This window comes from Arthrobacter sp. SAFR-044, assembly GCF_051965175.1.
Taxonomy (GTDB): Bacteria; Actinomycetota; Actinomycetes; order Actinomycetales; family Micrococcaceae; genus Arthrobacter.
In genome coordinates, this window is record NZ_JBQCMK010000001.1 from 500233 (window position 1) to 519591 (window position 19359).

The 19359-nt window shown below is 66.8% G+C and carries 17 protein-coding genes and 1 pseudogene; 16 read left to right on the forward strand and 2 right to left on the reverse strand.

The genetic code is table 11. The features are described from left to right. The first annotated feature begins 4 nt into the window (after positions 1–4). Positions 5–1426: a dihydrolipoamide acetyltransferase family protein gene (locus ACTHQS_RS02190; RefSeq protein WP_440165640.1), complete on the forward strand. Its 1422-nt coding sequence runs from the start codon at positions 5–7 to the stop codon at positions 1424–1426. A 17-nt stretch (positions 1427–1443) separates the two neighbouring features. Here the strand turns inward: ACTHQS_RS02190 and ACTHQS_RS02195 are convergent, their stop codons facing one another. Continuing rightward, the gene (locus ACTHQS_RS02195) at positions 1444–2112 is read right to left on the reverse strand and encodes an SACE_7040 family transcriptional regulator (protein ID WP_440165852.1); all 669 of its coding nucleotides are present in this window, start codon (positions 2110–2112) and stop codon (positions 1444–1446) included. 161 nt (positions 2113–2273) lie between these two features. Between ACTHQS_RS02195 and ACTHQS_RS02200 the strand changes: the two genes are divergently transcribed. The 7 genes from ACTHQS_RS02200 to ACTHQS_RS02230 are packed head-to-tail and all read left to right on the forward strand — an operon-like array spanning position 2274 to position 10239. Next, positions 2274–3881: a carboxyl transferase domain-containing protein gene (locus ACTHQS_RS02200; protein WP_440165641.1), complete on the forward strand. Its 1608-nt coding sequence runs from the start codon at positions 2274–2276 to the stop codon at positions 3879–3881. A 7-nt stretch (positions 3882–3888) separates the two neighbouring features. After that, a complete protein-coding gene (locus tag ACTHQS_RS02205; protein ID WP_440165642.1) occupies positions 3889–6117 on the forward strand; it encodes an acetyl/propionyl/methylcrotonyl-CoA carboxylase subunit alpha in 2229 nt (742 codons plus the stop codon). A 2-nt stretch (positions 6118–6119) separates the two neighbouring features. Continuing rightward, positions 6120–7283, forward strand: a complete 1164-nt coding sequence (locus ACTHQS_RS02210; protein WP_440165643.1) for an acyl-CoA dehydrogenase family protein — start codon at positions 6120–6122, stop codon at positions 7281–7283. A gap of 20 nt (positions 7284–7303) precedes the next feature. Beyond that, on the forward strand, positions 7304–8068 hold the full coding sequence (locus ACTHQS_RS02215) for a CoA transferase subunit A (protein WP_440165854.1): 765 nt from the start codon (positions 7304–7306) through the stop codon (positions 8066–8068). Then, positions 8065–8847, forward strand: a complete 783-nt coding sequence (locus ACTHQS_RS02220) for a CoA transferase subunit B (protein ID WP_440165644.1) — start codon at positions 8065–8067, stop codon at positions 8845–8847. Before ACTHQS_RS02215 ends, ACTHQS_RS02220 begins: the two co-directional genes overlap by 4 nt. Further along, the gene (locus ACTHQS_RS02225; RefSeq protein WP_440165645.1) at positions 8844–9395 is read left to right on the forward strand and encodes a MaoC family dehydratase; all 552 of its coding nucleotides are present in this window, start codon (positions 8844–8846) and stop codon (positions 9393–9395) included. The genes ACTHQS_RS02220 and ACTHQS_RS02225 overlap by 4 nt, the downstream gene beginning before the upstream one ends. 4 nt (positions 9396–9399) lie before the next feature. Beyond that, positions 9400–10239: an HpcH/HpaI aldolase/citrate lyase family protein gene (locus tag ACTHQS_RS02230; protein WP_440165647.1), complete on the forward strand. Its 840-nt coding sequence runs from the start codon at positions 9400–9402 to the stop codon at positions 10237–10239. Here the strand turns inward: ACTHQS_RS02230 and ACTHQS_RS02235 are convergent, their stop codons facing one another. Next, entirely contained in the window at positions 10240–11709 is a 1470-nt protein-coding gene (locus tag ACTHQS_RS02235) for a lipase maturation factor family protein (protein WP_440165649.1), read from the reverse strand. A gap of 129 nt (positions 11710–11838) precedes the next feature. On the opposite strand from ACTHQS_RS02235, the gene dxr reads away from it, so the two are divergent. The 8 genes and pseudogenes from dxr to ACTHQS_RS02275 all read left to right on the forward strand — a co-directional run bounded on the left by dxr (position 11839) and on the right by ACTHQS_RS02275 (position 19222). Further along, positions 11839–13023: a 1-deoxy-D-xylulose-5-phosphate reductoisomerase gene (gene dxr, locus ACTHQS_RS02240; protein WP_440165651.1), complete on the forward strand. Its 1185-nt coding sequence runs from the start codon at positions 11839–11841 to the stop codon at positions 13021–13023. 17 nt (positions 13024–13040) lie between these two features. Then, positions 13041–14372: a M50 family metallopeptidase gene (locus tag ACTHQS_RS02245; RefSeq protein ID WP_440165653.1), complete on the forward strand. Its 1332-nt coding sequence runs from the start codon at positions 13041–13043 to the stop codon at positions 14370–14372. Between the two features lie 93 nt (positions 14373–14465). After that, positions 14466–15146, forward strand: a pseudogene (locus ACTHQS_RS02250) (MarR family transcriptional regulator); the annotation flags it as partial. A 164-nt stretch (positions 15147–15310) separates the two neighbouring features. Further along, positions 15311–15898, forward strand: a complete 588-nt coding sequence (locus ACTHQS_RS02255; RefSeq protein WP_440165655.1) for a hypothetical protein — start codon at positions 15311–15313, stop codon at positions 15896–15898. Positions 15899–16053: 155 nt separating this feature from the next. After that, on the forward strand, positions 16054–16347 hold the full coding sequence (locus tag ACTHQS_RS02260; protein WP_224025578.1) for a YciI family protein: 294 nt from the start codon (positions 16054–16056) through the stop codon (positions 16345–16347). Between the two features lie 33 nt (positions 16348–16380). After that, complete coding sequence (gene ispG, locus ACTHQS_RS02265; protein ID WP_141161002.1) at positions 16381–17547, forward strand: flavodoxin-dependent (E)-4-hydroxy-3-methylbut-2-enyl-diphosphate synthase; 1167 nt, start codon at positions 16381–16383, stop codon at positions 17545–17547. Further along, positions 17510–18400, forward strand: coding sequence for a GNAT family N-acetyltransferase (locus ACTHQS_RS02270; RefSeq protein ID WP_440165856.1), 891 nt, complete (start codon positions 17510–17512; stop codon positions 18398–18400). The genes ispG and ACTHQS_RS02270 overlap by 38 nt, the downstream gene beginning before the upstream one ends. An 81-nt stretch (positions 18401–18481) precedes the next feature. Then, the gene (locus ACTHQS_RS02275; RefSeq protein WP_440165657.1) at positions 18482–19222 is read left to right on the forward strand and encodes a hypothetical protein; all 741 of its coding nucleotides are present in this window, start codon (positions 18482–18484) and stop codon (positions 19220–19222) included. Positions 19223–19359: the final 137 nt, after the last annotated feature.

A 19359-nucleotide genomic window follows, 5' to 3' on the forward strand; every position in this document is an offset into this window, starting at 1 on the left:
CACCATGATCAAGGAATTCCGGCTCCCGGACCTGGGCGAGGGGCTCACCGAGTCTGAAATCCTCAGCTGGAAAGTCGATGTTGGCGACACCGTAAGCCTGAACCAGGTCATCGCCGAAGTGGAGACCGCCAAGGCCGTGGTGGAGCTTCCCTCGCCGTTCGCCGGGGTCATCAAGGAGCTGCACGAACAGCCCGGTTCCGTGGTGGAGGTGGGCAAGCCGATCGTCTCCTTCGAGGTAGCGGACGACGCCGGCGGGTCACCTGCAGAGGCGGCCGGCCTTTCGGAGGGGCTGGGCGGGCAACCAGTGGAAACGCCCAAACGGGAACCGAACCTGGTGGGGTATGGCGCCGTCGTTGAAGGCTCCGGCCGGCCGGTTCGGCGGCCGCGGAACTTTGCCCAGGGGCAGGCCGCACCAGTGGTTCAGCCGGCCGGGGGAGCGGCTGCCGAAGCCGCACCTGTGGAAGCCGTGCCCGCGGAAACCAGCCCGGTTGAAACCAAGGCCACCGAAACCAAGGCCACCGAAACCAAGCCCGCCGAACGTCCCCGGTCCACGCCTCCGGTCCGAAAGCTGGCCAAGGACCTGGGGCTGGACCTCGTCCAGGTTCCGGGTACCGGTCCCGGCGGCCTGATTACCCGGGAGGACGTCCTGGAGTTTTCGGGGCATGCGGTGGAACCTGCCACTCACGTGCAGGGGTCCGCGTCCTCAGGCGGGCCCACAGCGGGGGAGCGGGAGACGCGCACCCCCATCAAGGGCGTCCGCAAGCACACTGCGGCGGCCATGGTCCAGAGCGCCTTCACCGCGCCCCATGCCACCGAATTCCTGACCGTGGATGTCACGCCGAGCCTTGAGCTGCTGGCCAAGCTCAAGGACAGCAGGACCTTTGCCGGAGTTAAGCTCACCCCGTTGACGCTCGCCGCCAAAGCCCTCCTCATCGCCGTGCGCCGCAACCCGGCACTTAACTCCCGCTGGGACGAAGAAAACCAGGAGATCGTCACCTTCAATTACGTAAACCTGGGCATCGCCGCCGCGACGCCGCGGGGACTCACGGTTCCGAACATCAAGGATGCCGACGCCCTGCCGCTCCCGCAGCTGGCCCAGGCGCTCACGGCACTCGCCGAAACCGCGCGGGCGGGCAAGACCACGCCGGCGGACCTTTCCGGCGGCACCATCTCCATCACCAACATCGGCGTCTTCGGCATTGACGCAGGGACTCCCATCCTCAACCCGGGGGAGGCGGCGATCCTTGGCCTTGGGGCTGTCCGGACCATGCCCTGGGAATACCGGGGCGAGGTGGCGCTGCGCCAGGTGCTCACGCTGAGCCTGTCCTTCGACCACCGCCTGGTGGATGGGGAGCAGGGTTCCCGGTTCCTTGCGGACATTGGGGCCATCCTGGCCGAGCCCGGCATGGTGCTCACGATGGTTTAGCTCCTGGCATGCCAGGGTCAGGGAGCCGGGCTGTCGTCCACCATGAGGGCGGCCAGCGCCATCCGTTCCAGCAGGGGGCGGGCGACGCCGGCCGCCATGCGCCTGCCATGGCTGCGGACTGAGTGCGGCGTGGAATTGATGAGGCCGAACGTGGCGTGGGCGCGCATCCGCAGCTCAGCGGCGTCGGTTTCTGGGTGGACCTTGGCCAGGATGTCCACCCACACCTCCACGTAGCTGCGCTGGAGTGTCCGCACGGCCAACTGGTCCTGCTCCGAAAGGTTGGTGAAGTCCCGGTCCTGTACCCGGATCACGTCCGGCTTGCCGAGCGCGAAATCCACCTGGAACTCCACCAGCTGCCGCAGCGCGGCGTGGGGGTCGGCAGTGCGCTCCACAACCTGGCGGCCGCCGTCGAGCAGTTCCTGGCTCACGGTGACCAAAAGGTCCGCCAGCACGGCCTGCTTGCCGGGAAAGTGGCGGTACACCGCAGGTCCGCTGACGCCTGCTGCCGCACCAAGGTCCTCCAGCGAAACCCGGTTGAAGCCGTTGGCCGCGAAGAGGGAGGCGGCAGCGGACAGCAAGGCCTGCCGCCGGTTCTCCTTGGCTTTGCCGCGCTGGGTTGTGGGGGCCTGGGTTGTAGGCGCCTGGGTTGCGGTTGTGGGGGCCTCGGCGGCAGGGGCCGGCTGCACTGTATTGCTGGACACTTTTCCTCCTTGGGCCAGCCCAGAGTCTAACAAGGCGGTGATGTGTTGGACATCACAGTTAATCGAGACTAACCTGAATTTCAGTTATTAGTCACTAACCGAGTTGGCCTGGCGGCCGCGCGCAACCACACAAGGACGGAACGTCGATGGAGACCCTGGCCACCCGGCTCGACCCGGCAAGCGAGTCCTTCCGCGCCAACCGGAACGAGCAGTTGTCGCTCGCCGGCGAGCTGCGGAAGAAGCTCGCGGATGCCGCACTGGGCGGGCCCCAGAAGTCGCGGGACCGCCATGTCGCCCGGGCCAAGCTGCTCCCGCGGGACCGGATTGACCAGCTGCTGGACGACGGCAGCCCCTTCCTGGAAATCGCGCCCCTCGCGGCCAACGGGATGTACGGTGACGACGCCCCCGGCGCAGGAGTCATCGCGGGGATCGGCCTGGTCCACGGCCGGCAGGTCCTGGTCATCTCCAACGACGCCACCGTCAAGGGCGGCACCTATTACCCCATGACGGTGAAGAAGCACCTCCGCGCCCAGGAGGTCGCCCTGGAAAACCGGCTGCCCTGCATCTACCTGGTGGACTCGGGCGGCGCTTTCCTGCCCAAACAGGACGAGGTGTTCCCCGACAAGGAGCACTTCGGCCGGATCTTCTACAACCAGGCACGCCTGTCGGCAGCCAAGATTCCCCAGATCGCCGCCGTCATGGGCTCCTGCACCGCCGGCGGAGCCTACGTCCCCGCCATGAGCGACGAGACCGTCATTGTCCGGAACCAGGGCACCATCTTCTTGGGCGGCCCGCCGCTGGTAAAGGCAGCCATTGGGGAAATCGTCACCGCCGAGGAACTGGGCGGCGGAGAGGTGCACTCCCGGGTGTCGGGGGTGACGGACCACCTTGCCGAAAACGACGAACATGCCCTCCAGATCATCAGGGACATCGTTGCCACCCTGCCGCCTCCGGCCGCGCCGGCCTGGCAGGTGGAACCCGCCGTCGAACCGGCCGTGGACCCGGAAGGGCTCTACGGCGCCGTGCCCACGGACGTCAACGCACCCTACGACGTCCATGAGGTCATCGGCCGCCTGGTGGACGGCAGCAGGTTCCACGAGTTCAAGAAGGACTACGGCACCACCCTGGTCACAGGATTCGCCCGGATCGAGGGACACCCCGTAGGCATCGTGGCCAACAACGGCGTGCTGTTCAGCGAGTCCTCGCTCAAGGGTGCGCACTTCATTGAGCTGTGCGACCAGCGCGGCATCCCGCTGCTCTTCCTGCAGAATATCTCCGGCTTCATGGTGGGCAGGGACGCCGAACAGGGTGGCATCGCCAAGAACGGGGCCAAGATGGTGACCGCCGTTGCCACGGTCCGCGTCCCCAAGCTGACCGTGGTCATCGGCGGTTCCTTTGGCGCCGGAAACTACTCCATGTGCGGCCGGGCCTATTCGCCCAGGTTCCTGTGGATGTGGCCCGCGGCCAGGATCTCGGTGATGGGCGGCAACCAGGCTGCCAGCGTGCTGGCCACCGTGAAGCGGGACCAGTACGAGGCAGCGGGGGAGGAATGGGCCGCCGACGACGAGGAAGCCTTCAAAGCGCCCATCCGCCGGCAGTACGAGGACCAGGGCAGCCCCTACTACTCAACGGCACGGCTGTGGGATGACGGCGTCATCGACCCCGCAGACACCCGCACCGTCCTGGGCCTGGCCCTCGACGTTGTCTCCCGCACCCCTTTGCCGGAGACCTCCTTCGGCCTCTTCCGGATGTGAGCCAGCAATGACCATGCAGACCAACACCGCCATGCAGCAAAGTGCCGCCGGCGCCACCACCAAAGAGGCCGGCAGGGCCAAAACCGGCGGTGGCTCCCTTTTCAGCACCGTCCTGGTGGCCAACCGCGGCGAAATCGCCTGCCGCGTCATCCGCACGCTGCGCCTCCTGGGAATCCGTTCGGTCGCCGTCTACAGCGATGCCGACGCCGGCGCCCGCCACGTGCGCGAAGCCGACAGTTCCGTCCGCATCGGCCCCGCCGCGGCAGCCGAAAGCTACCTCAGCATTGACGCCATCCTCACGGCATGCCGGCAGTCCGGCGCGGAAGCTGTCCACCCCGGCTACGGCTTCCTGAGCGAAAATGCGGACTTCGCCCGAGCCCTTGAAGAAGCCGGCATTGCGTTCATTGGTCCCGGCGTGGAAGCGCTGAACGTCATGGGCGACAAGATCCGCGCCAAGAACCATGTGGCGGGGTACGGAGTGCCGGTGGTCCCCGGCATTGCCAGGCCCGGCATGACGGACAGTGAACTCGTGGAGGCTGCTGCCGCCGTCGGCTATCCCCTCTTGATCAAGCCCTCCGCCGGCGGCGGCGGCAAAGGGATGCACGTGGTCGAAAAGCAGGCGGACCTGCCCGCCGCCCTGGCCACGGCCCGGCGCGTCGCCGCAGCCGCGTTCGGCGACGACACCCTGTTCCTGGAGCGCCTGGTCACCACCCCCCGGCACATTGAAGTCCAGGTCCTGGCGGACGCCCACGGCAACGTCATCCACCTCGGCGAGCGTGAATGCTCCCTGCAGCGGCGGCACCAAAAAGTCATCGAGGAAGCCCCGTCACCCCTGCTGGAGAGCCTGCCCAACGGTCCGGAAGTCCGGGCCCGGATCGGCGAGGCCGCCTGCAACGCCGCCCGCAGCGTGAACTACACGGGGGCCGGAACCGTGGAGTTCCTGGTCTCAGACGATGCCCCGGATGAGTTTTTCTTCATGGAGATGAACACCCGGCTGCAGGTGGAGCACCCGGTCACGGAAATGGTCACCGGCATCGACCTGGTGGAATGGCAGGTGCGGATCGCCGCCGGTGCCGAACTGACGCTCCGGCAGGCCGACGTCGAACTGTCCGGCCACGCCGTGGAGGCGCGGGTTTACGCCGAGGTGCCCGAGAAGAACTTCCTCCCCTCCACCGGGACGGTGCTCCAGCTGGAGGAGCTGCCAATGGGGACGCACGGCCCGGTCCGGGTGGATTCCTCCCTGCTGGAAGGGCTGGAGCTCTCCGCCAACTACGATCCCATGATTTCGAAGGTTATCGCCTGGGGCGAGGACCGTGGGGGAGCCCTTAAATCCCTGGACGCGGCGCTGGCAGGCTACACAGCGCTGGGCATCGAGACCAACGTGGAGTACCTGCGGCTCCTGCTCAGCGATTCAGATGTCCAGGCCGGGCACCTGGACACCGGGTTGATCGAACGGAAGCTGCCGGCCCTGGAATTCCGGCGCGTTGGCGACTCAGAACTGGTAGCCGCCGCGCTGTACGCCCTCAGCCTGGAGGCGCAGGACAACCCCACGCCCGCCGGCGGACCCTGGCAGGCACGCAGCGGGTGGCGCCTTGGTGCGCCCGCGCCGCGCCGGATCAGCCTGGGAACGTCCGACGGCGGGGTGGCAACAGTGCAGGTCAGCGGAAGTCCCACCGGCGGAGACACCGCAACCGTTGCTGTCGACGGCGGCCCCCGGCAGACTGCCGCACTGCGCTTGGAAGGTGGTGGCGGCGCAGTCCTTACCCTTGGCGGCACGGAACGGGAGTACCAGGTGGCTGCAGCGCCGGGGCTGCCGCTCCAGTTCTTCCTCGGCAACGACGGCTGGTCCTGCCGGCTGGAACTCCTGGCCCGGGAAGCACGGCTGGAACGGGTGCTGGCGGCCGTGCAGCGCCAGGAAGGTGTGGCCGACCCCGAAGTGCGCTCGCCGATGCCCGGAACCGTGGTGGCTGTCCCGGTCAGCGATGGCGATGCGGTCCAGGCCGGGGAAGTCCTGGTATCCGTGGAGGCCATGAAGATGGAGCACCACCTGGTGGCCCCCCTGGCGGGAACGGTCCACCTGACTGCCCGCACCGGTGACCTTGTGAAGGCGGACCAAATCCTGGCCACCATCCACCCCCATCCAACAGGCACGGAACCCGCTTCCACGGACACCGGCACAGACGCAGACGCCAACACCGACACAGACGCAGTTGCAGAACAAGGCGAAGGAGCCTGACCATGACCGGTTTTGAACTCACCGAGGAATACCAGGACCTCAGCGACACCGTGCGCGACTTCGCGGACAACGTGGTGGCCCCGGTCTCCGCCAAGCATGACGAAGAGCACAGCTTCCCCTATGAGGTGGTGAAGCAGATGGCGGAGATGGGCCTGTTCGGTCTGCCGTTCCCTGAGGAATACGGCGGCATGGGCGGGGACTACTTCGCCCTTGCGCTCGCGCTGGAGCAGCTGGGCCGGGTGGACCAGTCCGTCGCCATCACCCTGGAGGCCGGTGTGTCCCTGGGGGCCATGCCCGTGTACCGGTTCGGCACGGACGCGCAGAAGCAGGAATGGCTGCCCATGCTGGCGTCCGGCCAGGCGCTCGCCGGGTTCGGGCTCACCGAACCCGAGGCAGGATCGGACGCCGGCGGCACCAAGACCCATGCCCGGCGCGAGGACGGCCACTGGGTGATCAACGGCAACAAGGAGTTCATCACCAACTCCGGAACCGACATCACCCGGCTGGTCACCGTCACAGCGGTTACCGGGCAAAAGGAGCGCGCGGACGGAAGCCTCCAAAAAGAGATCTCCACCATCCTGGTGCCCACCGACACCCCGGGATTCAAGGCGGAAAAGCCCTACAACAAGGTGGGATGGAACGCCTCGGACACCCACCCGCTGACCCTGAAGGACGTCCGGGTGCCGGAGGAAAACCTGCTGGGGGCCGAAGGGCGTGGCTACGCGAACTTCCTGTCCATCCTGGACGAGGGCCGGATTGCGATTGCCGCCCTGGCCACCGGTGCCGCGCAGGGCTGCGTTGACCTGTCCGTCAAATACGCCCGCGAGCGCCGGGCGTTCGGGCACGAAATCGGCAAGTACCAGGCCATTTCCTTCAAGATCGCCCGGATGGAAGCGCGCGCCCACACGGCCCGCCTGGCCTACTACGACGCGGCCGGCCGGATGCTTGCCGGCAAGCCGTTCAAGACCCAGGCGGCCATCGCTAAGATGGTCGCAGGCGAGGCGGCCATGGACAATGCGCGGGATGCCACCCAGGTATTCGGCGGCTATGGCTTCATCAACGAGTTCACCGTGGCACGCCACTACCGCGACTCCAAGATCCTTGAAGTGGGGGAGGGCACCACGGAGGTCCAGCTGATGCTGATCGCCCGCGAACTGGGACTTTAGCCGGCCCGAAAGGATCAATGATGATTGACAAGGTTGTTGCCAGTGCGGACCAAGCCGTCGCGGACATCCCCGACGGCGCCTCGCTGGCGGTTGGTGGGTTCGGGCTCTGCGGGATTCCGGTGGCCCTGATCGACGCTTTGCACAGGGCCGGCACGTCAGGGCTGGAGACCGTCAGCAACAACTGCGGCGTGGACGACTGGGGCCTTGGCATCCTGCTCCGGGCCGGGCGCATCCGGCGGACCATCAGCTCCTACGTGGGAGAAAACAAGGAGTTCGCCCGCCAGTACCTTGCCGGTGAACTTGAGGTGGTGCTCACCCCGCAGGGCACGCTGGCTGAGAAGCTGCGGGCAGGCGGAGCAGGGATCCCGGCGTTCTACACCAAGGCAGGGGTTGGCACGCAGGTGTCCGACGGCGGCCTGCCGCAGAAGTACGACGCCAACGGCGGGATCGCGGTTGCCTCCGCCCCGAAGGAGGTGCGCTCCTTCGGGGGAGTGGACTACGTCCTGGAAGAGTCGCTCACGCCGGACTTTGGGCTGGTGCACGCGTGGAAGGGCGACCGGCACGGCAACCTGGTCTTCCACGCCACGGCCATGAACTTCAACCCGCTGTGCGCCATGGCGGGTCGGATCACCATCGCTGAGGTGGAGGAACTCGTGGAGCCCGGCGAACTGGACCCCGAACACATCCATACCCCCGGCATCTTCGTCCAGCGGGTGGTCCTGGCGCAGAACGGCGAGAAACGGATCGAAAAGCGGACGGTGGCACTCAACCAGGCAGGAGCATGACCATGGATCCCAACAGCCCCGAAGCGCCCCGGCCTGAAGCCGTGCGCCCGGAATACCGGCGGTCCGCTTCCCAGCGGCATGCCGGACCCGGCGACTCCACATCTGCGGCGGACACCAAGGGCTGGACGCGCAACGAGCTCGCCGCCCGCGTGGCCAAAGAACTCCGCAACGGCCAGTACGTGAACCTGGGCATCGGGATGCCCACCCTGATCCCCAACTACATTCCGGCAGGCGTGGAAGTTGTGCTGCACTCGGAAAACGGGATCCTCGGCGTCGGGCCCTACCCGGCAGAGGACGCCATCGATCCGGACCTGATCAACGCCGGCAAGGAGACGGTGACCGTCAACAGGGGAGCAGCCTTCTTCGACTCGGCAACGTCCTTCGGCATGATCCGCGGCGGCCACGTGGACGTGGCCGTCCTGGGCGCCATGGAGGTGGCCGCCAACGGGGACCTGGCCAACTGGATGATCCCGGGAAAGATGGTCAAGGGAATGGGCGGGGCCATGGACCTGGTGTTCGGGGCCAAGCGGGTGATCGTGATGATGGAGCACGTCGACCGCAACGGCAACCCCAAGATTGTCCAGGAATGCACGCTCCCGCTGACCGGAAAGGGCTGCGTGGACCGGATCATCACCGACCTGGCCGTCATCGACGTCGTCAAGGATGGCGGCACCTCTCGGCTGGTCCTGAGCGAACTGGCCCCCAACGTCTCCGTGGAGGACGTGGTGGCCGCCACCGGCGCGGACCTGTTCGAGGAAGACCGGGAACTCACCGTATGACCGGCGGCAACCCCACGGACAGCAACCCCAAGGACGACGGCGGCCGGCGCGTCGCCGAGCAGCGCGGGCTGTACTTCGACGAGCTGGAGGAGGGCCTGGTGTATGCGCACCGTCCCGGCAGGACGGTGACGGAAACGGACAACGTCCTGTTCAGCACCCTGACCATGAACACCCAGGCGCTGCACCTGGACGCGGCCTGGAGCGCCGGGCAGCCTTTTGGGCAGCGGCTGATGAACTCCATGTTCACCCTGGCCACCATGGTGGGCCAGTCCGTCACCCAGCTGACCCAGGGGACCATCATCGCCCAGCTGGGCCTGACGGATGTTTCCTTCCCGCATCCGCTGTACCACGGGGACACGCTGTACACGGAGACGGTCATCACCGGCAGGAGGCTTTCGGCCTCGCGCCCGGGCCAGGGCATCGTCACCATGGAGCACACCGGCCGCAACCAGGCAGGCACCGTGGTGGCACGGGCCACCCGCAGCTGCCTGATGTGGACCCGGGAGGCGCATATGGAAGCGCAGAGCGGCCAAAAGATCGGAGAATAGCGTTATGACCTTTGTGATGGGCCCTGCCCTGCTCTTCTGCCCCGCCGACCGTCCCGAACGCTACCAGAAGGCCGCCGCACGGGCGGATGCCGTCATCCTGGACCTCGAAGACGCGGTGGCGCCCGGGGACAAGCAGCGGGCCCGCGGCGCCATCCTGGCCCAGTTGGGAACCACCGGCGTTGAACCGGAGCTTGAACCCAGCTGCACCATAGTCAGGGTCAACCCCGCGGGCACGGAGGACTTCGAAAAAGACCTGCACTGCCTGGCCCATACCCCCTACCGCACCGTGATGCTGGCCAAGGCGGAATCGGCCGACCAGCTCAAGGCGCTGGAGGGCTACCAGGTGATCGCGCTGTGCGAAACAGCCCTGGGCGTGCTCAACGCGCCGGCCATCGCCGCCGCCCCCAACGTGGTGGGCCTGATGTGGGGGGCCGAGGACCTGCTGGCCAGCCTGGGCGGTACGTCCAGCCGGAAAGACGACGGCGGCTACCGGGCAGTTGCGCTGCACGCCCGTTCGTCAGTGCTGCTGGCAGCGCGGGCGCACGGCAAGGAAGCGGTGGACGCCGTGTACACCCACATCCCCGACCTCGACGGGCTGGCGGCCGAAGCAGCCGACGCCGTGGCCACAGGCTTCAGCTCCAAGGCGTGCATCCATCCCAGCCAGGCAGCCGTGGTCCGGAAGGCCTATGCGCCCTCGGCCGACGAGGTGGCCGCAGCCACAGCCCTGCTGGATGCTGCAGCCTCGGCCGGGTCCGGGGTCTTCAAATACCAGGGAAAAATGATCGACGGCCCCATCCTCAAGCACGCCCAGGAGATCGTCCGCCGCGCCGCCGTGGAGGCATAACTACCGCTGCCGCCCCTTCGGCCGCCGGAGTGATGTGGCCGGGATCGGCTCCGACAGCAGTGTCCGCACCCAGCGGTTCCCTGTCTCCCGGAACTCCTTCCGGCTTGCGAAGCGGTAATGGAAGCTGCGCACGCGCACCCAGCGTGGCGCGGCGCCGTCGAACGGGTCCTTCCGGAGCAGCCGCAGCATCTGCCGGTCGGCCGCCAGCAGCTTGCCCAGGAACGCATAGAACCATTCCTCGTGCACGGTCCGCAGCGGCAGGAACCACATCAGCCAGTCCAGCCGCAGGTGGTACGGCGCCCACTGCCGCGGAATCCGGCGCACGTCCCCCGGTTTGCCCTTGAAGCCGTACTCGCGCCAGTTCGAACTGCCGTCGGGGTCCTCATCCAGCGTGCCCTCCACCACGATCTCGATGCGCTGCTTGGTCACGGTGCCGAACGCACCGTAGGCGTTGACCAGCTGCCACCGGTTGAAGCTGGCGTTCATCAGCTGGCGGCGGGAGAACAGGTTCCGGAGCGGCCAGTAGCTCAGCACCAGCAGCAGGAGGGACGCCGCCAGCGTGATGGCGAGCCACCACAGCGGGGTTTCCTGCCGGGCGCCTGTGGCGGCATTCCAGTCCGCGGGGATGGCGGGAATCACGGCATGCGCTACGGGGTCGCTGACCGCCGCGAACGCCAGCACGATCGCCATCCAGTTCAGCCAGGCGAAGTTGCCGCTGGCCACCAGCCACAACTGGGTCACCACCACCACCCCTGCCGCGGCGCTTGCCACCGGCTGCGGTGCGAACAGCAGGAACGGCACTACCAGCTGGGCGATGTGGTTGCCCACCACCTCGATGCGGTGCAGCGGCTTGGGCAGCAGGTGCGCCTGCCGGCTCAGCGGCCCTGGCATGGGCTGTGTTTCGTGGTGGTAGTACAGCGCCGTCAGGTCGCGCCACTCCCGGCCGCCGCGGATCTTGATCATTCCCGCCCCGAACTCCAGCCGGAACACCAGCCACACAACCAGGATCAGGATGGTCCGGGGCGGCTCCGTCTGGTTTGAGCCCAGGAAGCCTACGGTGAAGCCCGCCTCCAGGAGCAGCATTTCCCAGCCAAACCCGTAAAACGTCTGGCCCACATTCACAATGGACATGTACAGCAGCCACAGGGCCAGGAACGCAAGCAGGGGAACCCAGGGCGGACCCAGCTGCGGAATCCCTGCCACGAGCAGCGCCGCCACCACCAGGCCAACGGCGCAGACGGCGCGCAGCAGCCTGTCTGAGTACCGCCAGCGGAACAGGGTGGGCCGGCGGAAACGGGAGAACGCAGCAAGGAACCCGGGCACCGGGAGGAGGCCGTGTTCGCCGAGAAGGGCGGGAAACTGGTTCAGCGTGGACAGGAACGCGACAAAATACAGTGCCGCCACGCCCCGCTGCAGCACCTGCCGGGCGAACTCGTACTCCGGCGCATCAAACCACGTGAGCCAGTCCACGCGTTCCACGTTACGCCCGGCCACCCGCCGGTCAAGGGTCCAACAGCAGGCCAGGACTGGGCGGGTGCGACGACGGCCCAGCCGGCCGGGCGCGCACGGACGCCCTGGAGGGTGCGGGATACTTAACCCATGCAGCCACGCAGAATCGTCCTCCTCGGATCCACCGGTTCCATCGGCACCCAGGCGATTGACGTCGTCGACGGCGCCCCTCACCTGTTCGAGGTAGTGGCACTGTCCGCCGGGGGCGGCAACCTGGAACTCCTGGCCCGGCAGGCGGTCCACACCGGCGCCGCTGCGGTGGGGATTGCCGGCGGCGATCCTGCCCGGCTGGCTGCGCTGATCGATGACGCTGCTGCTGCGGCGGGCCGCCCGGGGTACCGGCCGGAGATCGTGGCGGGCCCGGACGCCTCCGCCCGCATCGCCGCGGTTGAGGCGGATGTGGTGCTCAACGGCATTACCGGATCCATAGGGTTGGCGCCCACGCTCGCGGCCCTCAAGTCCGGCGCCACCCTGGCCCTTGCCAACAAGGAGTCCCTGATCGTGGGCGGCAGCCTGGTCAAGGCCGCTGCCCGCGAGGGCCAGATCGTCCCCGTCGATTCGGAGCACTCGGCCATTGCCCAGTGCCTTCGCTCCGGCACTCCCCGCGAGGTGGACAAGCTCATCCTCACTGCTTCAGGGGGACCCTTCAGGGGCAGGAGCCGGGAGGAACTCCATGCCGTCACCCCCCGGGAAGCCCTGGCCCACCCCACCTGGGACATGGGCGTGATGGTCACCACCAACTCGGCCACCCTGGTGAACAAGGGCCTGGAGGTCATCGAGGCGCACCTGCTGTTCGACATTCCCCTGGATCGGATCGACGTCGTGGTGCACCCCCAGTCCGTGGTCCATTCCATGGTCCAGTTCGTGGACGGCTCCACCATCGCCCAGGCCTCCCCGCCGGACATGCGCCTGCCCATCGCCCTGGGGCTCGGCTGGCCGGCCCGTGTCCCCAACGCCGCCAGCCCGTGCGACTGGACGCAGGCCGCCACATGGACCTTCGAGCCGCTGGATACGGACGCCTTCCCCGCCGTCGGGCTGGCCAAGGACGCCGCGAAGCAGGGGAGCACCTTCCCCGCTGTCTTCAATGCGGCCAACGAGGAAGCGGTGACGGCGTTCCATGCCGGCCGCATCCGGTTCACCGATATCGTCGATACTGTGGACAGCGTGCTCAGCGAACACTCAGGTTCCTCCGGGCTGACGGTGGAATCGGTGCTGGATGCTGAAAGCTGGGCACGCGCCCGCGCCCACGAACGTTTAGCAGTCAGCAGTCTCTAGGAAGCAGCAGCACCTCCATGACCCCTGTCCTACTTTTCATCCTCGGCGTCGTCTTCGTCGCCCTGGGCATCGCCGTGTCCATTGCGCTCCACGAGGTGGGCCACCTGGTGCCGGCCAAGCTGTTCAAGGTCCGCGTGACCAAGTACATGATCGGGTTCGGGCCGACGCTGTGGTCACGCCGGAAGGGCGAAACCGAATACGGCGTGAAGGCCGTCCCGCTGGGCGGCTACGTCTCCATGATCGGCATGTACCCGCCCAACAAGGAGGACGGCTCGGTCCGGCCTTCCAGCACCGGCATGTTCCAGACGCTGGCCACCGAGGCGCGCTCCATGGCGCACGAGGAAGTAGGGCCCGGCGACGAAAACCGGGTCTTCTACCGGCTGCCGGTCTGGAAAAAGGTCATCGTGATGCTGGGTGGCCCGGCCATGAACATGATCCTGGGCGTCCTGCTCACCGCCGTACTGCTGATGGGTTTCGGCGTTGCCACGGCCACCACCACCATTTCCGACGTGTCCAAGTGCCAGGTGGCCGCGGGACAAACGGTCGATCCCGATTCCGCCGACTGCCAGCTGACGCCTGCCGCCGCTGCCGGGCTGAAGCCCAATGACACCATCACCTCCTTCGACGGCAAACCCGTCACCCGCTGGGACCAGTTGACCGAATGGATCCGCGCGTCCGCCGGCAAGCAAGTCGCCATTACTGTGCAGCGGGACGGCAACCCCGTGTCCACCACCGTGACCCCCGTCCTGTCGGCCCGGCCGGTCATGGGAGCCGACGGACGGCAGGCAACCGACGCCGCCGGCAACCTGCAGTACCAGGACGTCGGATTCCTTGGCATCGGCGCCCAGACGGCGCTGGTGCCGCAGCCGGCGCCGTCCGTCCTGCCCATGGCGGGGGAGAACATCCGCCAGGTGGCCGGCGTTGTCTTGAACCTGCCTGCCCGCGTGGTGGGGGTGGCCAAGGCCGCATTCAGCGAAGAGCCACGCGACCCCAACGGCCCCATCAGTGTGGTGGGCGTGGGCAGGGTCGCAGGTGAAGTGGCAGCCATGGAGGCCATACCGCTGCAGTCCCGGGTGGCAACCCTCGTTGGCCTGCTGGCCGGCCTGAACTTCGCACTTGCCGTGTTCAACCTGGTCCCGCTCCTGCCGCTGGACGGCGGCCACGTTGCAGGCGCCCTGTATGAGGGCGCACGGCGGAGGGTGGCAAAACTGCGCGGACGGCCGGATCCCGGCGCCTTCGACATCGCCAAACTGCTTCCCGTCACCTACGTGGTGGCGGCGCTGTTGATGGGCATGAGCGCGTTGTTGATCTACGCGGACATTGTTAAGCCCGTCAACCTCTTTGGCTAACCGCATTCCTGCCTGCTCGTCCCGTAATGGTTGACTTTAAAAAATCAGCCAGATCTGATTGATTGCATGCAATCAGCCATCTATGGTTGAGGTATGTTCGTCATGACCATCGACCAGCGCGGGAGCACTGGCAGCCGGGACCTGGTACCGGTACTGCTCGAAGACCTTGCGGGCCTTGAACTTCCTGGAACGGACCAGCCTCTGTTCGAACGCTCCGTAGGGGATGAAATCCAGGGAGTCGTGCAGGACGCTTCCGCCGTGGTGGAGATTGCCCTGCATGCGCTCCGCGGCGGACGCTGGTACGTCGGGATCGGCGTCGGAACCGTCTCCCTGCCGCCGGATGCCAGCCCCCGGGAAGGCACCGGCACCGCCTTTGTTGCCGCCCGAAAGGCCGTGGAGCTTGCCAAGGGCGCAGGTTCCCAGGTGCCGTTGTCAGTGGTGCCCGGCATCATGGCAGGGGAAGCGGCCGGGGGTGCCGCTGCCGGAGAGGGGGTGCAGGCATGTGCCAATGCGGAGGCGGTACTCAGGCTGCTCGGCCGGCTTGTCCAGGACCGCACGGAAGCCCAGTGGCGGGTGGTGGATGCCCTGCGCCGCACGGGTGCGCGTGGCCAGGGCCAGGGCCGGCATGGAAGCCAGAAGCACGTGGCGCTTGAACTCGGAATTTCGGAGCAGTCGGTGAGCCGTACCGTGCTTCGCTCCGGGTGGCAGGAAGAATGGGCAGCCAGGCCGGCTGCTTCCATGCTCCTGGGTTTTGCAGACTCCAGGGTTGGCCAAGCGGAAAAGGATGTCAGTGCGCGCCAAGATGTCCCCGCGCAAAAGAATGTCCCTGCCCAGCAAGATGTCCCCGCGCAAAAGAATGTCCCTGCCCAGCAGGATGCCGCGGCCCAGGGGGAGCCTGTGGGCCGCATTAAGCCTGCGGACCGGAATGAAGGAGACGCGTGACCGCACTTTGGGTGGCAGTGGCTTTGGTGGTGGCCGGCTTTGCCGGCTGGCCGGTCACTGCGCTGGTCTTCAAGCTTGCCCGGACCATCGATGACAGGGCGGATGCCGCCAAGGCTGCAGAGGAAGCGCTCAGGGGGGAGGAGGACCCGGCGGCTGACGTCACTGTGGACAACCCTTCCGCAGGATTGCCGGGACCGGACGGGGCAATGGTCCCGCCGGCGGCAGCTGACCCGGATCCTGACGCTGCCGGCGTCGCAGGCAACCAAGCGGTGGACGGTGAGTTGACCGCCCCTCCCGGCCGGCCGGCGTCGAACGGGTCCGCGGCCGGACCTGCACTGCCAAGCCAGCGCATCCTGCGCGGCGGGGCCATCATCGGCGTGCTGGAGCGGCTGGGAGTGTGCCTTGCCATCCTTACCGGCCAACCCGTCGCCATTGCCTACATCGTGGCCATCAAAGGCCTGGGCAGGTTCGCCGAGTTGAAGGAGACGCCTGTTGCCGCCGAACGTTTCATCATCGGGACCCTTACCTCCATGCTTTGGGCAGCCGGAACCGCTGCCGCCGTCAAAGTCCTTTTCCTGCGCTGAACCGAACCTTCCCCCTGTGCCCGTGCACCATCCGCCCGTGCACCATGCGGTGTGCGCCGGGACCCTTTCCTGCGCCGCGTCCAATTCGCCCGGCTCTTCTCCCCGGATGGGGGATGAAGACAGTACCTGGCCGGCCATGGCGATAGGGTAGCGGTATGACAGTTTTTGCCGTTGAGTACGTTTATGCCGCCAACTCCACCGAAACCCGCAATGAGGTCCGCCCCGCGCACCGGGAATGGACGGGCGGCCTGGCACAGGACAGTGTCATCGTGGCCAGCGGCCCTTACGGCGACGGCGCGGGTGCCCTGCTGATCTTCAAGGCGTCCGATGAAGGCGCCCTCAATTCGATCCTCAAGCAGGATCCTTTCGCCGAAGCCGGCGTGATCGCCGGAACCCGCATCACGGAATGGTCTCCGGTAACCGGCATGCTGGCCGGGATTGCCGCGTAGCCGCTTTTTACCCTTTCAACTCAAGGAGTCCACGTGACCTCGGTCAGCCTGGGAATGCCGTCAGCACCACCGCCCGTCCTTGCCCCCCGCCGCAAGACGCGCCAGATCAAAGTCGGCTCGGTAGGCGTAGGATCTGATTTCCCCATCAGCGTGCAGTCCATGACCACCACGCCCACCACGGACATCAACGCCACGCTGCAGCAAATCGCGGAACTCACGGCGTCGGGCTGCGACATTGTCCGCGTGGCCTGCCCGTCCGCTGACGATGCCGAGGCGCTGCCCATCATCGCCCGGAAATCCCAGATTCCGGTCATCGCGGACATCCACTTCCAGCCGAAGTACGTCTTCGCGGCCATCGAGGCAGGCTGTGCGGCAGTGCGGGTGAACCCCGGAAACATCCGCAAGTTCGATGACCAGGTCAAGGAGATCGCCGCCGCCGCCAAGGACCACGGCACCTCCATCCGCATCGGGGTCAACGCCGGCTCCCTGGAACCGGGCATCCTCAAGAAGTACGGCAAGGCCACCCCTGAAGCGCTGGTCGAATCAGCCGTCTGGGAAGCGTCCCTCTTTGAGGAGCACGGTTTCCATGACTTCAAGATCTCGGTGAAGCACAATGACCCCGTGGTCATGGTGGCCGCCTATGAAATGCTCGCCGAAAAGGGTGACTGGCCCCTGCACCTGGGCGTCACCGAAGCCGGGCCTGCCTTCCAGGGCACCATCAAGTCCGCGACGGCTTTCGGGGCACTCCTGTCCCGTGGCATCGGCGACACCATCCGCGTGTCCCTCTCCGCGCCGCCGGTGGAGGAGATCAAGGTGGGCAACCAGATCCTCCAGTCGCTGAACCTGCGGCCCCGCAAGCTGGAAATCGTTTCGTGCCCTTCCTGCGGCCGCGCCCAGGTGGACGTGTACACTCTGGCAGAACAGGTCACGGCCGGGCTGGAAGGGATGGAGATCCCGCTGCGCGTGGCCGTCATGGGCTGCGTGGTGAACGGTCCAGGCGAGGCACGCGAGGCGGACCTCGGCGTCGCCTCGGGCAACGGCAAGGGCCAGATCTTCGTTAAGGGCGAGGTCATCAAGACTGTTCCCGAGAGCGCAATTGTTGAGACACTGATCGAAGAGGCTATGCGTATCGCGGAAGAGATGGGGGAGGCCGATGGCGAAGATGCTGTCAAGGGTAGCCCCGTGGTTAGCGTCTCGTAAGGACGCCGCCGATCCTGCGGGGCTTTCTGTCCGTACCCTCGACGGCCAGGACACCCCCGCGCTGAGATTACTGGCCCAGCAGGACCCCGTAACCAACGTGTTCATCCTGGCGCACCTTCGTGCCACGGGGACGGCGGCGCCCACCAGCGGTGGGGCCGGCGTCATCGGGGTTTTCGACGACGGCATCCTTGCCGGTGCGTGCTGGGCCGGAGCCAACCTGGTTCCGGTCCAGCTCGATCCGGCCCTGGCACCCTTGGTAGCAGCGGTCGCAAACAGCTCCGGGCGCCGGTACGCGTCCGCTTTCGGTCCGGCGGACCCCGTGCTGGCGCTCAATGCCGAACTCGCGGAGCTGGGCCACCGGGCCCACGAGGTCCGGGCGGACCAGCCCCTGATGGTCATCGACGGACCGCCCCTGGTGCAACCCAACCCCGGCCTGGCCCTGGGAAACCTCGCTGACTTCGACCGCATCCTGCCCGCCTGCGCCGCCATGTTCGAGGAGGAGGTAGGGTACTCGCCCTATCTTGGCGGCAGGGAGTTCTACAGCCGCCGCGTTGAGGGCCTCATCAGGCAGGGACACTCCATGGTCCACCTCAACGACGCAGGGGAGGTGGTGTTCAAGGCTGAGCTTGGAGCGGTCACGGACGACGTCACCCAGGTCCAGGGTGTCTGGATGAACCCGCTCTTCCGGGGCCAGGGGTTGAGCGCCGGCTATATGTCGGCAGTAGTGGAAAAGGCCCGGCAGATTGCACCGGTGACCAGCCTCTACGTCAACGGATTCAACACCAGGGCCAGGTCCACCTATGAACGCGTAGGCTTCCGCCAGGTTGGCACCTTCGCTACAGTTCTCTTCTAGCCGGCGGTTGCCGGCAGCAAGCAGAATATTGGGGGAAAATTGAAGACGTCCGTGCTGGGAACTTTCGGGGCTTGCGCCCTTATGGCCGTAGCAGTTTCTGCCTGTGGGGGAGCATCCGGGCCACAAGCCGCGGACTCCACACCTCCTGCGTCCGCGGGCTCCGCAACAACTGTTTCCGCCGCCGCCACGCCGACCCCCACACCGGCTGCCACACCCAGCGCCACGCCGAGCGCCAAGGCCTACACCGCCGACCAACTTGCCGCCATCGTGGGCCAGGTGCGGGACTCGGCCGACCGGAGGCTGTCCGTCCTGCCCAGCGCCGATTTGGCAAGCTCCCTGGAGCAGGCCAAGGCGGCAATCGCATCGATGCATGTTGCCCCGGCAGAGTGCCAGGACATGGCTGCTTCCAGCAATGTCTCAGCCTTTGAGGGCGCCGCGATGGCGGCAGGGCAGAGCATCGACACGGCGTCCGGTTCAATGTCGATCATGACTTTGGCAGCTGGCCTGGACGAATCCGTCCTGGCCACGATCGCAAGCCAGCTGGACCGGCTGGACGCGTGCGCCCACGTGACGATGACCGCGGCCGGTATGGAGTATGCAGTGACTTTGACCCCTGTTGAAGGCGCCGGCAGCGTCCCGAAGACGGTTGCCTACCGGACAGATACCAAGTCGCCGGATGGGAAGGTGCACTCGACAATCAAGGCCCAGGCGGTCCATCAGGGCGTGCTCATGACGGCGGTTGCCATAGGCGGGGAAAGCGAGGCTGACGCCGTCCGGCGGGCAGGTGCGCTCCTTGACTCCGCTGCCGCCCTGGTGAAGTAGCAACCGGCTGCTGAAGTAACCATCCCGGCTTGAAGCAACAACCGCGGGCAAATGCAGGCAAACGGATTCCCGAAAATAAAAACACTTGTCAAACGTGCGCACGATCACATAAGTTCGATCTAGCTGCGCTGGAAGTG

Bases quoted from the DNA above. Each gene is read 5' to 3' on its own strand.
- ACTHQS_RS02220 (WP_440165644.1), top strand. From the start codon at position 8,065: ATGACCATGGATCCCAACAGCCCCGAAGCGCCCCGGCCTGAAGCCGTG.
- ACTHQS_RS02260 (WP_224025578.1), top strand. From the start codon at position 16,054: ATGACAGTTTTTGCCGTTGAGTACGTTTATGCCGCCAACTCCACCGAA.
- ACTHQS_RS02275 (WP_440165657.1), top strand. From the start codon at position 18,482: ATGGCCGTAGCAGTTTCTGCCTGTGGGGGAGCATCCGGGCCACAAGCC.
- ACTHQS_RS02225 (WP_440165645.1), top strand. From the start codon at position 8,844: ATGACCGGCGGCAACCCCACGGACAGCAACCCCAAGGACGACGGCGGC.
- ACTHQS_RS02215 (WP_440165854.1), top strand. From the start codon at position 7,304: ATGATTGACAAGGTTGTTGCCAGTGCGGACCAAGCCGTCGCGGACATC.
- ACTHQS_RS02210 (WP_440165643.1), top strand. From the start codon at position 6,120: ATGACCGGTTTTGAACTCACCGAGGAATACCAGGACCTCAGCGACACC.
- ACTHQS_RS02245 (WP_440165653.1), top strand. From the start codon at position 13,041: ATGACCCCTGTCCTACTTTTCATCCTCGGCGTCGTCTTCGTCGCCCTG.
- ACTHQS_RS02270 (WP_440165856.1), top strand. From the start codon at position 17,510: ATGCTGTCAAGGGTAGCCCCGTGGTTAGCGTCTCGTAAGGACGCCGCC.
- ACTHQS_RS02200 (WP_440165641.1), top strand. From the start codon at position 2,274: ATGGAGACCCTGGCCACCCGGCTCGACCCGGCAAGCGAGTCCTTCCGC.
- ACTHQS_RS02230 (WP_440165647.1), top strand. From the start codon at position 9,400: ATGACCTTTGTGATGGGCCCTGCCCTGCTCTTCTGCCCCGCCGACCGT.
- ACTHQS_RS02205 (WP_440165642.1), top strand. From the start codon at position 3,889: ATGACCATGCAGACCAACACCGCCATGCAGCAAAGTGCCGCCGGCGCC.
- ACTHQS_RS02190 (WP_440165640.1), top strand. From the start codon at position 5: ATGATCAAGGAATTCCGGCTCCCGGACCTGGGCGAGGGGCTCACCGAG.
- dxr (WP_440165651.1), top strand. From the start codon at position 11,839: ATGCAGCCACGCAGAATCGTCCTCCTCGGATCCACCGGTTCCATCGGC.